The sequence below is a fragment of the Janibacter sp. FSL W8-0316 genome, assembly GCF_038004165.1.
GTDB classification, from domain to species: Bacteria; Actinomycetota; Actinomycetes; order Actinomycetales; family Dermatophilaceae; genus Janibacter; species Janibacter indicus.
The window spans coordinates 1,903,462-1,917,354 of sequence record NZ_JBBOQX010000001.1 but is presented as its reverse complement, the minus strand read 5'-3'; the positions used below and the strand labels follow the sequence as shown (position 1 = coordinate 1,917,354).

The 13,893-nt window shown below is 73.5% G+C and carries 15 protein-coding genes; 6 read left to right on the top strand and 9 right to left on the bottom strand.

All coding sequences use genetic code 11. From position 1 onward, the window contains the following. Positions 1-7 precede the first annotated feature (7 nt). From NYE39_RS09440 to NYE39_RS09430, 3 genes are read left to right on the top strand one after another with little or no spacing between them, the layout of a single operon-like run. On the top strand, positions 8-697 hold the full coding sequence (locus tag NYE39_RS09440) for a DsbA family oxidoreductase (protein ID WP_236953387.1): 690 nt from the start codon (positions 8-10) through the stop codon (positions 695-697). A gap of 30 nt (positions 698-727) precedes the next feature. Beyond that, positions 728-1,231, top strand: a complete 504-nt coding sequence (locus NYE39_RS09435; RefSeq protein WP_341012495.1) for a mycothiol transferase — start codon at positions 728-730, stop codon at positions 1,229-1,231. Continuing rightward, positions 1,228-1,656, top strand: a complete 429-nt coding sequence (locus NYE39_RS09430) for a hypothetical protein (protein ID WP_072625759.1) — start codon at positions 1,228-1,230, stop codon at positions 1,654-1,656. The genes NYE39_RS09435 and NYE39_RS09430 overlap by 4 nt, the downstream gene beginning before the upstream one ends. Before the next feature lie 191 nt (positions 1,657-1,847). Here NYE39_RS09430 and hrpB read toward each other — a convergent pair whose 3' ends face one another. The 4 genes from hrpB to NYE39_RS09410 form a co-directional block, all read right to left on the bottom strand. After that, positions 1,848-4,355, bottom strand: coding sequence for an ATP-dependent helicase HrpB (gene hrpB / locus NYE39_RS09425; protein WP_192911029.1), 2,508 nt, complete (start codon positions 4,353-4,355; stop codon positions 1,848-1,850). 31 nt (positions 4,356-4,386) lie between these two features. Beyond that, positions 4,387-4,923, bottom strand: coding sequence for a GNAT family N-acetyltransferase (locus NYE39_RS09420; protein ID WP_192912331.1), 537 nt, complete (start codon positions 4,921-4,923; stop codon positions 4,387-4,389). Between the two features lie 53 nt (positions 4,924-4,976). Next, positions 4,977-6,134 (bottom strand): SDR family oxidoreductase, encoded by a 1,158-nt coding sequence (locus NYE39_RS09415; protein WP_264158405.1) that lies wholly within the window; start codon positions 6,132-6,134, stop codon positions 4,977-4,979. A gap of 218 nt (positions 6,135-6,352) precedes the next feature. After that, positions 6,353-6,886, bottom strand: coding sequence for a GNAT family N-acetyltransferase (locus tag NYE39_RS09410; protein WP_192911027.1), 534 nt, complete (start codon positions 6,884-6,886; stop codon positions 6,353-6,355). A 186-nt stretch (positions 6,887-7,072) separates the two neighbouring features. On the opposite strand from NYE39_RS09410, the gene NYE39_RS09405 reads away from it, so the two are divergent. From NYE39_RS09405 to NYE39_RS09395, 3 genes are read left to right on the top strand one after another with little or no spacing between them, the layout of a single operon-like run. Then, on the top strand, positions 7,073-8,368 hold the full coding sequence (locus NYE39_RS09405) for an MFS transporter (RefSeq protein ID WP_341012493.1): 1,296 nt from the start codon (positions 7,073-7,075) through the stop codon (positions 8,366-8,368). A gap of 33 nt (positions 8,369-8,401) precedes the next feature. After that, the gene (locus NYE39_RS09400) at positions 8,402-8,761 is read left to right on the top strand and encodes a hypothetical protein (RefSeq protein ID WP_341012492.1); all 360 of its coding nucleotides are present in this window, start codon (positions 8,402-8,404) and stop codon (positions 8,759-8,761) included. Then, on the top strand, positions 8,746-8,895 hold the full coding sequence (locus NYE39_RS09395) for a hypothetical protein (RefSeq protein WP_341012491.1): 150 nt from the start codon (positions 8,746-8,748) through the stop codon (positions 8,893-8,895). Before NYE39_RS09400 ends, NYE39_RS09395 begins: the two co-directional genes overlap by 16 nt. Positions 8,896-9,007: 112 nt before the next feature. Here NYE39_RS09395 and NYE39_RS09390 read toward each other — a convergent pair whose 3' ends face one another. From NYE39_RS09390 to NYE39_RS09370, 5 genes are all read right to left on the bottom strand, one after another. Beyond that, on the bottom strand, positions 9,008-9,598 hold the full coding sequence (locus tag NYE39_RS09390) for a mismatch-specific DNA-glycosylase (protein WP_341012489.1): 591 nt from the start codon (positions 9,596-9,598) through the stop codon (positions 9,008-9,010). Positions 9,599-9,697: 99 nt separating this feature from the next. Then, on the bottom strand, positions 9,698-11,959 hold the full coding sequence (locus NYE39_RS09385; RefSeq protein ID WP_341012488.1) for a heavy metal translocating P-type ATPase: 2,262 nt from the start codon (positions 11,957-11,959) through the stop codon (positions 9,698-9,700). Next, complete coding sequence (locus tag NYE39_RS09380; RefSeq protein WP_072625749.1) at positions 11,949-12,935, bottom strand: heavy metal-binding domain-containing protein; 987 nt, start codon at positions 12,933-12,935, stop codon at positions 11,949-11,951. The genes NYE39_RS09385 and NYE39_RS09380 overlap by 11 nt, the downstream gene beginning before the upstream one ends. A 2-nt stretch (positions 12,936-12,937) precedes the next feature. Next, complete coding sequence (locus NYE39_RS09375; protein WP_072625748.1) at positions 12,938-13,147, bottom strand: heavy-metal-associated domain-containing protein; 210 nt, start codon at positions 13,145-13,147, stop codon at positions 12,938-12,940. 100 nt (positions 13,148-13,247) lie between these two features. After that, positions 13,248-13,868: a TetR/AcrR family transcriptional regulator gene (locus NYE39_RS09370; protein ID WP_083546213.1), complete on the bottom strand. Its 621-nt coding sequence runs from the start codon at positions 13,866-13,868 to the stop codon at positions 13,248-13,250. Positions 13,869-13,893 lie beyond the last annotated feature (25 nt).

Genomic DNA, 13,893 nt, shown 5'->3' with positions numbered 1-13,893 from the left:
GGCCAGCATGCAGATCGACATCTGGTCCGACATCGCCTGCCCCTGGTGCTACATCGGCAAGCGGCGTCTCGAGACCGCCCTCGCCGACCACCCGCACCGCGACGACATCCAGGTCACCTGGCACAGCTACCAGCTCGACCCGTCGCTGCCGGAGCACTACGAGGGCACCGAGGCCGACTACCTCGCCTCGCGCAAGGGGATGCCGGTCGAGCAGGTGCGCGAGATGTTCGGTCACGTCGCCGAGCAGGCCGCAGGCGAGGGCCTGGCCTACGACTTCGACCGTCTCGTCGTCGCCAACTCCGCCCGCGCCCACGAGCTGCTCCACCTGGCCAAGGAGCGCGGTCTGGGTGACGAGGTCAAGGAGGCACTGCTCTCCGGTCACTTCGAGCACGGCCTCGACATCGGTGACGTCGACGCGCTCGCACGGGTCGGTGCCGACGCCGGTCTGGACGAAGGGGAGGTCCGCGCGGCCCTCGCGGACGGCCGCTACAAGGCCGCCGTCGCCTCCGACATCGACATGGCTCGCCAGATCGGGGTGACGGGCGTCCCCTTCGTCGTCGTCGACATGAAGTACGCCGTCTCCGGCGCCCAGCCGCCAGAGCTCTTCCGCGAGGTCGTCGACAAGGCACTCGCCGAGCGGACCCCGGCCGTGCAGGTGGTGCAGTCCGGCGACGTCTGCGGCCCCGACGGCTGCTGAGCGCCGCGACCGGGGCGTAACGTCGGGGGCATGACTCCTGCACAACTGCTCATCGACTGCTTCGGCCGGGTGCGCGAGGGCGCGCTGGCCGCCATCGACGGTCTCACTGAGGAACAGCTGACGCACCGCGTCACGCCCGACGCCAACCCTATCGCGTGGCTGGTCTGGCACGCCTATCGCGTCCAGGACGACCACGTGGCCGACGTCGCCGGTCTTCAGCAGGTCTGGGCCGCCCGAGGTTTCATCGAGTTCTTCGACCTCGACCTGGACGAGGACGACACCGGCTACGGGCACACGAGTGCGCAGGTGGGCAAGGTCGTCGCCAGTGCCGAGCTGCTCGCCCGCTACGTCGAGGCCGTGCACGACCAGACGGTGACGTGGGTCGCCGGGCTGGATGAGGACGACCTCGACCGCGTCGTCGACACCTCGTGGGATCCGCCGGTCACGCTCGGGGCGCGGCTGGTGAGCGTCGTCAACGACGACACCCAGCACGTCGGGCAGGCGGCCTACGCGCGGGGCCTGCTCACCGCGTGAGGACGATCGTCGTATCCGTCGAGACCGCGCACCCGCCCGCCGAGGCGTGGGCGCGGCTGTGGGACCTCGATCGCCACACGGACGTCATCCCGCTGACGACGGTGACGCCCCATCCGCCGGCGACGCGGTTGGGCACGGGGGTCTGTTTCACCGGCAGGACCGCGCTGGGCCCGCTCGGCTTCGACGACGTCATGCGGGTCGAGACGTGGGCCCCGCCGGAGTCGGCGACCGTGGTCAAGGTCGGCCGGGTCGTCGGCGGACGGATCGAGGTGACGGTGGCCCCCCTTCGTCACGGCTCGCGCGTCGTCTGGCGCCAGACGGTGCAGCTGCCGTGGCTGCCGGCGCGACTGCGGTGGGCCGAGGCGCTCGCCGCCCGGGTCATGGCGCCCGGCTATCGGCAGGTGATCCGGACCCTGCTGGCGTGAGCCGATGGGGCCGGCGGCGAGCACAACAGGTCGTCCTGGTGCATGTCGTGCCGTTCGCTGGGGCGTGGAGGCCCCATCCGCTACCGGTTGTGCACGGTCTCTGGGACCGCCCGTGGGGGCTGACCGACGTCCGGGTGCACGACCCTGATGGGTACGACCTGCGGATCACCGACCGTCGCTGACGCCAGGGCTCAGGTCCGGCGCTTCGTGCGGGCCGTCGCCGGGGCGGTCCACGGGTCCTCCGGCCACGGGTGCTTGGGATAGCGGCCGCGCATCTCAGCCCGCACCTGGGCGTAGGGCCCGGACCAGAAGGACGCGAGGTCGTCGGTCACGGCGAGCGGGCGACGGGCGGGGGAGAGCAGGTGGAAGAGCACCGGCACGCGGCCGTCGAGGAGCCGCGGCGTCTCGGCGAGGCCGAAGCACTCCTGCAGCTTGACCGCGAGCACCGGTGCGGCAGAAGGCTCGTCGTGCGGCGGCCAGGTGATCGCGGCCGTCGACCCGCTCGGGACCGGCAGGCGCTCGGGGGCGAGCTCGTCGAGCCGGGTCGCCTCGGGCCAGGGGAGCAGGCGACGGAGCGGGTCCGTCAGGTCGAGGCGGGCGAAGGGGGTGCCCGTCGCCACCCGCTGCAGCTCGGGGCCGAGCCACTCGTCGAGCCGAGCGGCCAGCGCCGGGTCGGACACGTCGGGCCACGGGTCGCCGAGGTGGTGGTGGAGCACGGCGAGGCGTCGACGCAGGGTGTCGGCTGTGGGCGACCAGGTGAGCAGGTCGAGGCCGCGGACGGCGAGCGCGCGCCGTACCGCGTCGGCCCCGGTCGCCAGGTCGGCCCGGACCGGGGTCGAGCTGAGCTCGATGGCGCCGAGGGCGTCGACCTCGCGGGCAGTGACCCTTCCTTCGCCCAGGTCGGCGCGGACCTCACGGACCCGCAGCCCGGCGCCGGCGGTCTCCGCCTCGTCCCGGGTCAGGGCCGCGGCAAGCCGGATCACGGCACCGGTTCCGGCCGCGACGCGGCCGTCGGCGCGGGCGACGTCGGCGACGACGAGCCACTCGTGGTGGCGCACCGGGCTGCCGGCGGGCAGGGCCGCGCGGGTGCCGGACGCGAGGAGATAGGTGGGGCCGTCGCCGAGGCGCCGGGCGATCCGGCCGGGGTGGGCGAGGGCGGTCACCAGCCCTGCGCCACCGGGGCGCTCGCGCCCGCCGGGGACGAGACGGGCGAGGCGGTCGGCCTCGCGGCGCCACCGGTCGGCGTCGCGGGAGCGCCCGGAGCGCAGGTCGGCGAGCAGCCGGTCGAGGTCGCCGTCGTCGCTGCGCAGGTCGTCGGCGAGGGCAGCGACGACCTCCGCCGCTGCCGTGGCCCCCACGAGGCCGGCGCCGTCGAGCAGGGCGCGGGCGAGCCGGGGGTCGGCGGGGATGCGGACCGCGGCCAGGCCCTCGTCGGTGACCCGACCGTCCGCGTCGACGAGCCCGAGGCCGTGCAGCGTGGCCTCGGCTGCACCGATGGCGGGCGAAGGGGGCGGTGTCAGCAGCGGCAGACCCTCACCACGCGGCGACCCCCAGGCGGCCAGGGTCAGGGCGGTCTCGGTGAGGTCGGCCGTGGTGATCTGCGGGGTGACGTGCTCGGGAGCGCGGGACCAGACGGACTCCTCGACGAGCCGCACGGCGCGGCCGGGGCCCAGGCGCGCGGCCCGGCCGGCGCGCTGGGTCATCGAGGCCCGGCAGGCCTGCACGGTGACCAGCCCGGACATGTCACGGGCGGCGTCGCGACGGGGCTCGCGGGAGAGGGCCGCGTCGACGACCAGCCGCACGCCGGGGACGGTCAGCGAGGACTCGGCCAGGTCGGTGGAGACGACGATGCGGCCACCGCTCGTGGTGGGCTCGCCGCCGATCGCGCGGTCCTGCTCGCGCGGGGCAAGGCGGCCGTGGAGCGGGAGGACCTCGGCGCCGGGGACGAGTCGGCCGAGCACCTCGACGACCCGTTCGACCTCCCGGGCTCCGGGGACGAAGACGAGGGTGTGGTGGTCGGGGTCGTGGTGCCGTGCGGTCACCTGCGCGACGTGCTCGAGGAAGTCCCGGGTGACACCCCGCGCGTCGGTCCGCGGGCCCGGGCTCGGCTCCCAGAGGACCTCGAGCGGGTGCAGCGCGCCCTCGCTGTCGACGAGTGGGGCCGGACCGGCGTCGTCGCCGAGCAGCGCGGCGATGCCCGGGGCGTCGAGGGTGGCCGACATCGCGACGAGCGGCAGCTCCCGCAGCTGGCGCACCTCGGCGAGCATCCCGAGCAGCAGGTCGGTGTCGAGGGCTCGCTCGTGGACCTCGTCGAGGACGACGGCGGCCGTGCCGGTGAGCTCGGGGTCGGCGAGCAGCCGACGGACGAGCACCCCCGGGGTCACGAACTCCACCCGCGTGCGCGGCCCGACGCGGCGCTCGCCGCGGACGGTGTGGCCGACGAGGTCACCGACCTGCGTGCCGGTCAGGTGGGCCAGCCGTCGCGCCGCCGCACGCACCGTGACCCGCCGGGGGCCGGTGACGACGACCCTTCCGTCGACGCAGTCGGCGACGACCGGGGGCGCCAGTGTCGTCTTGCCGGACCCCGGCGGGGCCTGGACGACAGCGACACCCCGGGTCGTGACCGCCGCCCGCAGGTCGTCGAGCGTCTCGGCGAAGGGGAGTCCCTCCCCGATCGCGCGCAGGTCGAAGCCGGTCATGACGTCGAGCCTCGCACGAGCAGTGCCCGGGTCAGCGCTCGAGGACGAAGAGCCGCGTCGTCGTGGCGTAGTAGCGGTCCGTCAGTCCCTCGTCGCGCATGCCCAGGCGCCGGGCGACCCGCTGCGAGGGCTCGTTGTCCGGGTGGGTGACGGCGACGACGCGGGGGAGGTCGGCGGCGTGGTCGAGCACGCGGGTGGCGGCTTCGGTCGCGATGCCGCGGCCCCACACGTCGGGGTGCAGGTGCCAGCCGATCTCGACCTCCGGGCTGTCGAGCGCCAGCTCCGGGTTGCGCGGATCGGCCGCGAGAGGCGAGCCGCTGATCGGGATCGGCTTGAGCAGCAGTGTCCCGACGAAGCGGTCGGCGAGGTCGATCGCCCAGATGCCCTGCGGCGGCGGGTAGGGCACGTCGCGGCGGCGGGGGATCGAAGCGCGTGCCTCGGCGACGTCGGTCATCGGCTGCCCGTCGCCGATCCACCGCTGCACCTCGGGCCGCGAGTGCAGGTCGAAGAGCGCGTCGGCGTCCTCGTCGAGGAAGGTCCGCAAGGTCAGCCGGTCGGTCGTCAGCATCTCGGGCACGCCTCGAGCCTCGCACAGGTCGGCGCCTCGCACCCGCCCTGCTCTCAGAGCGACTCGAGCTCGCGCACGATCCGCTGCACGGTGAGCCAGGTCCTCGTGGTGATGTCCTTGCCGTGCGTGCGATCGAGCCAGCGCATGACGTCGGGCACCTCCCCGGGGGTGACGCCGTCCTTGAGCAAGGTCGCGACGAGACAGGTCCCGCGCCCGTGCGTCAGACCGTCGAAGGGGTCACGCTCGAGCAGGCCCCGCAGCTCCTTCACGGAGCGGATGATCGTGCCGCCCCGATGCCCAGCTCCCGACCCACTCCAGGCCGAGCCCTTCGTGACCGCCCGCAGCTCGGCATGTGAGTTGTGGGGCAGCGCGGGCGCGATCCCGCGCAGCAGAGCGACGTAGCGCGTCATGGCCGCAGGTGCGAGGCGCCGTTGAGGTCGAGCGTCGCCCCGGACGCCCACTGCGCGTCGGGCGAGGCGAGCCAGAGCACGGCCGACGCCACCTCCTCCGGTCGCCCCACCCGGCCGACGGGGGGAGTCCGCCCGGATCGCTTCTCCAGCAGGGGAGTCGAGTCGATCGGCGACCCGCTCGGTGTCGATGAACCCCGGTGCCACCGTCGCGACCGCGATGCCGTGCGGGGCGAGGGCGATCGCGAGCGATGTGTCCATCGAGTGCAGCGCGGCCTTGGAGGCCGCGTAGGCCGGGTACTCCGGTTCGCCGCGGTGGACTCCGCGGGTGCCGATGGTGATGACCCGCCCCGGGAGCCCGAGCTCGACGAGCCGGCAGGTCATCGCGTGCGTGACCATCGCCGTCCCGAGGGTGTTGATCCGCAGGTAGTCCTCCCAGCTGCGTTGCCACGCATGGGGATCCGTTGTCGCGGGTGGGTGAGCGAGTGCGGGTGTCGTCGCGATGCCGGCATTGTTGACGAGCACCGTGACCGGCGCGCCGAGGGCCTCCTCGGCTGCGGCCGGCAGGCCCGCGGCCTGGTCCGCGTCGCCCAGGTCGCCGACGACGAGGGCGTGCCCCTCGCCGGGGAGGGAGTCGCGCATCGCCTCCCCCTTCGAGGCTCCTTCGTCGCGCCTCGGGGCACCGCCTTCGTCGACCGCGGAGCGGACGTGCACGGCGACCCGATCTCCTTGTCGCGCAAAGGCGGTGGCGCGACCGATGCCGCGGGAGGCTCCGGTGACGAGGACGGCTCGGGGCTCGCTCATGCCGACAGTCTGCTCCCTGCGGCTGTCGTCGTGCTGGGCCGGGCGGCGCGGCGTCGTGCGTACGCCGCCCGGCCATGATGCCGAGCCACAGCTCGACCGTGAAGAGCCACGTCATCACCGAGCCGCCCAACGTGCCGAGCACCACGGGCACCCAGCGGTTTGATCCTGATGCCCCGCCATGCAGCCACCAGCCGCGACGAAGGGGGGTCTGCCCCCGCTCAGGAGCCGGTCGGCAGGACCATCGCGACGACGTCCGGGGCGTCGGCCTCGAGCCACGCGGGGCGGGTCGAGCCCACCTCGCGCCAGCCGGTGCGGCGGTAGAGCTCGACGGCGGAGCCGGTGGGGATGACGTCGAGGCACGGGGCGAGCCCGAGCGCGGCGACCTGGTCGAGGGCGGTGCGCATGAGGGCGGCACCGATGCCCTGGCCGCGCACGCGCGTCGCCGTGAAGTACACGCCGATCTCGGCGAGGCGCTCGGCCGGGAGGCCGTGGCCGGCCATCCACAGGCGGGAGAGGTCCGGCTCCCGGCTCACCGCGGGGTCGAGGACCGGCAGCACCGCGATGTGGCCGACGGGTTCGTCGTCGAGGAGGGCGGTCCAGGTCGCGAGCGTGCCCTCCCGCGCGACGAAGTCCTCCGGGGACATCGGCAGCGGCTCGCGGTGCGGGTACCCCGAGGTCGCCTGCTGCTCGACGAGGACGGCGCCGAGAGCGGGGAGGTCGGCGTCGGTGCGGGGGCGGATGACGAGGGGCACGGGCCCATCTTGCGGCATGCTGGGCCCATGGCCTTCGACGGTCCTTGGATCCAGCTCTTCCTCGACGTGCCACGGGACGGGTGCGAGAGGTCGGTGGACTTCTGGGCGGCCTGACCGGCGCTGCCCGGGGTCCGTGGCGTGGGCTAGGTTGCTCGATCAAACTCTCTTGCGCGAAGTGAGGTCTCGATGACCCGGACGGCCGCCTCGACGCGTCCCCGCATCCACCCCGCGTGGTGGGTTGCGGCCGTCGCCTTCCTCGCGCTGCTCGGGGCCGCCGGCTTCCGTGCCGCGCCCGGTGCGCTCATGGTGCCGCTCCACGAGGAGTTCGGCTGGTCGATGAGCACGATGTCGCTCTCGGTCGGCATCAACCTCCTGCTCTACGGGCTCGTCGCCCCCTTCGCCGCCGCGCTGATGGACCGCTTCGGCATGCGGCAGATCATCGCCGGCGCGCTCACCCTCGTCGCGCTCGGCGCCGGCGGCAGCACGCTGATGACCGCGTCGTGGCAGCTGCACATCTTCTGGGGCGTACTCATCGGGACCGGCACCGGATCGATGGCCCTCGTGCTCGCCGCGACCGTCGCCAACCGCTGGTTCGTGGCGCGAAGGGGGCTGGTCATGGGCGTCCTCACGGCCGGCTCCGCCACGGGGCAGCTGATCTTCCTGCCGCCCGTCGCGGCGCTGGCGGAGGGCGTGGGCTGGCGCCCCGCCTCCCTCGTCATCGCGGTCGCCGCGCTCGCGGTCGCGCCCATCGCCTGGCTCGTCATGCGGGACCACCCGCACGACCGGGGGGTCCTCCCCTTCGGCGCTGATCCGCAGACCTGGGTGCCGCCGGTAGAGGTGACCGGCGGGGCCATGGGCCGGGCGATCGACGGGCTGCGGTTCGCGGCGCGGCACAAGGCCTTCTGGGCGCTCGCGCTCGCCTTCGCGATCTGCGGCGCGACGACCAACGGGCTCATCGGCATCCACTTCATACCGTCGGCGCACGACCACGGCATGTCGCAGACGACGGCCGCCGGACTGCTGGCGCTCGTGGGCATCTTCGACATCGTCGGGACGATCGCGTCCGGCTGGCTCACCGACGTCTTCGACCCGCGGTGGCTGCTCGTCGCCTACTACTTCTTCCGCGGGGTGGGGCTGCTCGTGCTGCCGCTGCTCCTGTCCGACGCCGTGCACCCGAGCATGCTGCTCTTCATCATCGTCTACGGCCTGGACTGGGTGGCGACCGTGCCGCCGACCGCCGCGCTGTGCCGGGAGATCTTCGGCGAGCAGGGGACGATCGTCTTCGGCTGGGTCTTCGCCGCGCACCAGATCGGGGCGGCGCTCGCGGCCTTCGGTGCCGGGGTCATCCGCGACACCTTCGGCGCCTACACGTGGGCGTGGTGGGGCGGCGCGATGCTCTGCCTCATCGCCTCCGTGCTGTCCTTCGCCGTGCGGCGTGAGCCGGTGCTCGAGCCGGAGTCGGAGCGGGTGGCCGTCGGCTGACCGACGCGGCGGGGGTGGGGCTAGCGTCGGGGGATGAGCGCTGCCTTCCAGGACACCTATCCCGACGACGTCGCGCACTGCTACGGCTGCGGGACGCAGAACCCCGCCGGTCACCAGCTGAAGTCGCACTGGGACGGGGAGGAGACCGTCGCGCGCTTCACCCCGCGGCCCGAGCACACGGCGATGCCCGGCTACGTCTACGGCGGGCTCATCGCCTCGCTCGTCGACTGCCACGGCACGGGCAGCGCGGCCGCCGCCGGGCACCGCGCCCAGGGGCGCGAGATGGGCACCGCGCCCAGGGGCGCGAGATGGGCACCGAGCCCGCGCTGCGCTACGTCACCGCCTCGCTGCACGTCGACTACCTCGCGCCGACGCCAATGGGGGTCGAGCTGACGCTGCGGGGCGTCATCGAGGAGGTCACCGAGCGCAAGGTCGTCGTCGCCGAGACCGTGCACGCCGGCGAGACCCTCGTGGCGAAGGGGAAGGTCGTCGCCGTGCTCATGCCTGCCGGGATGGTCCAGGGCTGACCGGCCGCGTGTCGTCCTGCAGTTCGTCAGGCAGGGCGATGGGAGACCCCGAGGATCCGGGGGAGAGGCGCGCGCGAGTGGATGAACTGCAGTGCGACAGGCCGCGGGCTGCTCAGTCGAGGAGGCCGGCGGCGCGGGCGGGCTCGGCGTAGGCGACCGCCAGCGACTCGACCGTCTCGTGGGCGTTGAGCCCGCTCGGGTTGGGCACGACCCACAGCCGGGCGCCCTCGACGGGCTCGGGCTGCTCGCCCGTCTGCGCCTTGCGCACCCCGAAGGCCTGGCGGTAGGCGGTGATCCCGGCGACGGCGACGACTACTGGCCGGGTGCGGGCGATGGTGGCCAGCAGGCGTTCGCCGCCCTCGCGCAGCTCATCGGCCGTGAGCTCGTCTGCGCGGGCGGTGGCCCGGCGCACGAGGTTGGTGATGCCGACGCCGCGCTCACGCAGGTGCTCGCGGTCCTCGTCGGTCATGCCCGCGGCGGGGTCGACAGCCCGGGTGAGGACGCCCGCCCGCAGCAGCGCCGGGTAGAAGCGGTTGCCCGGGTGCGCGAAGTGGGTCTGCGTCGCCGCGGTCCACAACCCGGGGTTGATCCCGACGAAGAGCAGCCGCAGCTCCTGGCCGGGGCCCGGCAGCAGGTCGGGCACCTCGGCGTCGCGATAGGACTCCAGCTCGGCACGGGTGAAGCTGGGGCGGGCACTTGGCATGTCCGTCACCCTAGATCGGCCTCTGGGTGGAGGTGGGCGCGACCGGATAGTCGGACGCAGATACCTCTACCCGGGACGTAGGGCGAAGTGGGACCCGGCTCAGGCGCTCGCGCGGAAGGTCCGCAGCCGCAGGCTGTTGCTCACGACGAAGACGCTGGACAGGGCCATCGCGGCACCGGCGAGCATCGGGTTGAGCAGCCCGAGCGCCGCGAGCGGGATCGCCGCGGTGTTGTAGGCGAAGGCCCAGAAGAGGTTGGCCTTGATCGTGCCGAGGGTCTTGCGCGAGAGGCGGATCGCGTCGACCGCGGCCCGCAGGTCCCCTCGCACCAGGGTGATGTCGGCGGCCTCGATCGCCACGTCGGTGCCCGTGCCCATCGCCAGCCCGAGGTCGGCCTGCGCGAGCGCGGGCGCGTCGTTGACCCCGTCGCCGACCATGGCGACGACCTTGCCCTCGCCCTGCAGGCGCGTGACGACGTCGACCTTGTCGGCGGGCATGACCTCGGCGATGACCTCGTCGATGCCGACCTCGGCGGCGACCTGCTCGGCGACCGCGCGGTTGTCCCCGGTGAGCAGGACAGGGGTGAGGCCGAGCTTCTTCAGCCCGGCGATGGCCTCGGCGCTCGTCGGCTTGACCGTGTCGGAGACGACGAGCACGCCACGGGCCTGCCCGTCCCAGCCGACGGCGATCGCCGTGCGCCCCTCGGCCTCGGCGGCCGCCTTGGCCGCGGCCAGCTCATCGTCGAGCGCCATCGACCAGTCGGCGAGCAGCGACTCGCGGCCGGCGACGACGGCGTGGCCGTCCACGACGCCGGTGACGCCCTGGCCCTGCACGTTGTCGAAGCCCTCGACGCCCGGCAGGTCGCCGACCTCGGCGGCGGCTCCCTTCGCGATGGCCTGGGCGATGGGGTGCTCCGAGGCGTGCTCGAGGGCGCCGGCCAGCCGGAGGAGATCGGTGCGGTCCACCCCCTTCGCCGGGGTCGCGTCGACGAGGGTCATGGCACCGGAGGTGACCGTGCCGGTCTTGTCGAGGACGATCGTGTCGACCGTGCGCGTGGACTCGAGGACTTCGGGGCCCTTGATGAGCACGCCCATCTGCGCGCCGCGACCCGTGCCGACGAGCAGGGCGGTGGGCGTCGCCAGACCGAGCGCGCACGGGCAGGCGATGATGAGGACCGCGACGGCCGCGGTGAAGGCGGCGCTGACGGGGAATCCGGCGCCGAGCCAGGCGCCGAGGGTCGCGACGGCGATCGCGATGGCGACGGGGACGAAGACCCCTGACACCGTGTCCGCGAGGCGCTGCACCTCGGCCTTGCCGGACTGCGCGTCCTCGACGAGCTGGGCCATCTGCGCCAGCTGGGTGTCGGAGCCGACCCGGGTGGCGCGCACGACGAGCCGGCCACCCTCGTTGACCGTCGCGCCGGTCACGGCATCACCCTCGCCGACCTCGACCGGGACGGACTCGCCGGTGAGCATCGAGGCGTCGATCGCGCTCGTGCCCGAGGTGATGACGCCGTCGGTCGCGACCTTTTCACCCGGCCGCACGACGAACTCGTCGCCGACCGACAGCTCCTCGACCGGGATCCGTACCTCGGTGCCACCGCGCAGGACGGCGACCTCCTTGGCGCCGAGCTCGAGCAGCGCGCGCAGGGCGTCGCCGGCGCGGCGCTTGGACCGCTTCTCGAAGTAGCGCCCCATGAGGATGAAGGTGACGACGCCGGCGGCGACCTCGAGGTAGATGCTGCCGAGGCCGTCGGTGCGCGAGATCGTCAGCTCGAAGGCGTGCGTCATCCCGCGGTCGCCGGCGGTGCCGAAGAAGAGCGCGACGACCGACCACAGCCAGGCCGACAGCGTGCCGACGGAGATGAGCGTGTCCATCGTCGCGGCGCCGTGGCGCAGGTTGGTCCACGTCGCGCGGTGGAAGGGCCAGCCGGCCCAGAAGACGACCGGCGTCGCGAGCACGAGCGAGGCGAAGCCCCAGTAGTCGAACTGCAGGGCGGGGATCATCGCCATCGCGATGACCGGCACGGCGAGCACGGCCGAGCCGATGAGTCGCTGGCGCAGGGCGGTCAGCTCACGGTCCTGCGGCGCCTCCTCCACGGACGAAGGGGGTTCCGCCGCCGGGAGCGTCGCGGTGTAGCCGGTCTGCTCGACGACCGTGATGAGGTCCTGCGGGTCGGTGCCGAAGGGGGCGGTGACGGTCGCCTTCTCGGTCGCGTAGTTGACGCTCGCGGTGACGTCGTCGAGCTTGTTGAGCTTGCGCTCGATCCGGTTGGCGCACGACGCGCAGGTCATGCCGCCGATCTGCAGCTCGACGGTCGAGGTGGTGACCGGGCTGTTGGCCGGGGTGGTCTCAGTGGTCATGGTCGGTGTCTCCGTGCGAGGCGCTGGGGGTTGCGGTGCTGCCCTCGGGGCGGCTGCCTTCGGCGTCGACGACGAGGGGCGCCGTGTGCACCTGCCCGTCGACCTTGACGTCGAGGTAGAGCAGGTAGCGTCCGGGCGTCGGGGCCGTGGTGAGGAAGTCGATCTCGGGACCGCCGGGCTCTGCGGCGGTGGGGGCCTCGCCCTCCGGGTGGACGTGGAGGTAGGCCAGGTCGCCCTCGCGCAGGGCGACGAGGTGGCCGGCGGCGCCGAGGTAGGGCTCGATCGTCGTCACGGGCTCGCCGTCGCGCTCGACCCGCAGGGTCAGGCGTGACTCCTTGCCGGGCACGAGGTCGCCCTCGACACTGACATCGAGGCCGTCGACGCTCGCGGTGCGGGTCGGCTGCGACGCGGTGGGGGTGACATCGCCGGCGACGTCGACGGTGGAGGTGAGGGTCACCCCTTCGTCGGCATCGGCCGGGGTGGTGTCGGCGTAGAGACGGTAGGTGCCGGCCGCCTCCCAGGTCCACGGCAGCGACCACGTGCCGTCGGCGGCGCGCTGCGGGTGGACGTGGCGGAAGTGCTGGCCGTCGCTGCGCACGACGATCAGGTGCAGCTCCTCCTCGTGCTCGACCGTGAAGTCGGTGACCGGCTCGTCGTCGGGGCCGGTGACGGTCAGCTCGAGGCGGCCGCGCTCGTCGACCTCGGTCGGGGCGGAGACGCCGGTGAGGCGGTAGCCGTCCTGCTCCAGCGACAGGCCCGTGGGTGCGGCGGCGCCGTCGTGGGCGGAGTGCTCGTCGTCGGCGTCACCGGTGCCGTCGTCCGAAGGGGAGGCGTGCTCGCCGCCGTGGGTGGTGCTCTCCTGCGCCCAGACCCGCGCGGTCTCCTCGGGCACGACCGCGCGGGCCGTGACCGCGGCGAGCGCGAAGACGACCGCGAGGACGAGACCGAAGAGACCGAGACGAGCCGGGGCGCGCATCGTCAGGCCTTGGTAGCCGTGTAGCCGGCCTCGGTGACGGCGGCGATGACAGCCGCGTCGTCGACGTCGCCGGAGACCACGAGCTTGCCGGTCGCGGAGCTGACCTCGACGACCTCGGCGCCGGGGATCTCGCTGACCTCCTCGCGGACGGACATCTCGCAGTGGCCGCAGGTCATGCCGGTCACCTGGTACTCGGTGGTGGTCGCGCTCATCGTGAGTTCCTCTCGATCTATACCTATGGGGGGTATCCGATGAGGCCAACTGTATACCCCCTTGAGGTATTCCTGCACCGGAGTGTCGAGGAGGCGCGACTCAGTCGCGGGCGTAGCCGCCCAGGCCGCCCCAGAGGAAGTCCGCGTAGTGCTCGACCAGCTCGTCGCGGGTGAGTGACGGGTCCGCGAGCCACCAGTGGCCGAGGCGCTCGGCGACGCCCGACATCGCGTGCGCGGCGGCGGTGATCCGGGCCGGCGGGACGTCCGGTCGGGCGAGCCGGGTCAGCAGGCCCCGGATCATCTCGATCGTCTCGAAGCGTTGTGCCGCAAGCCTTTCCTCGAACTCCACCGGCAGCACGGCGCTGCTCGCGAAGAGCAGCTTCCACCGGCCGGGGCTGTCCTCGAGCACCGAGTAGAAGGCGTCGCCGACCCGCGCGAGCTGCTCGCGCGCCGGCAGCTCGGGGTCGATCGCCTCGACCATGACCGCCTCGTACTCCCGCCGGGCCCGCTCGAGGACCGCGAGGTAGACGCCCTCCTTCGTCCCGAAGTGGCGGTAGGGGACCGGTCGGGTCACGCCGGCGCCGCGAGCGACGTCCTCCATCGAGGTCGCCGAGTAGCCGCGCGTGACGAAGAGGTTCTCGGCGACGTCGAGCAGCTGGTCGCGCCGCTGCGCGGAGGGCATGCGGGCGGTCATCGCGGGGCCCGGCTCCTCGACGCTCATGCCGTCACCTTACGGCCCTTCCCCT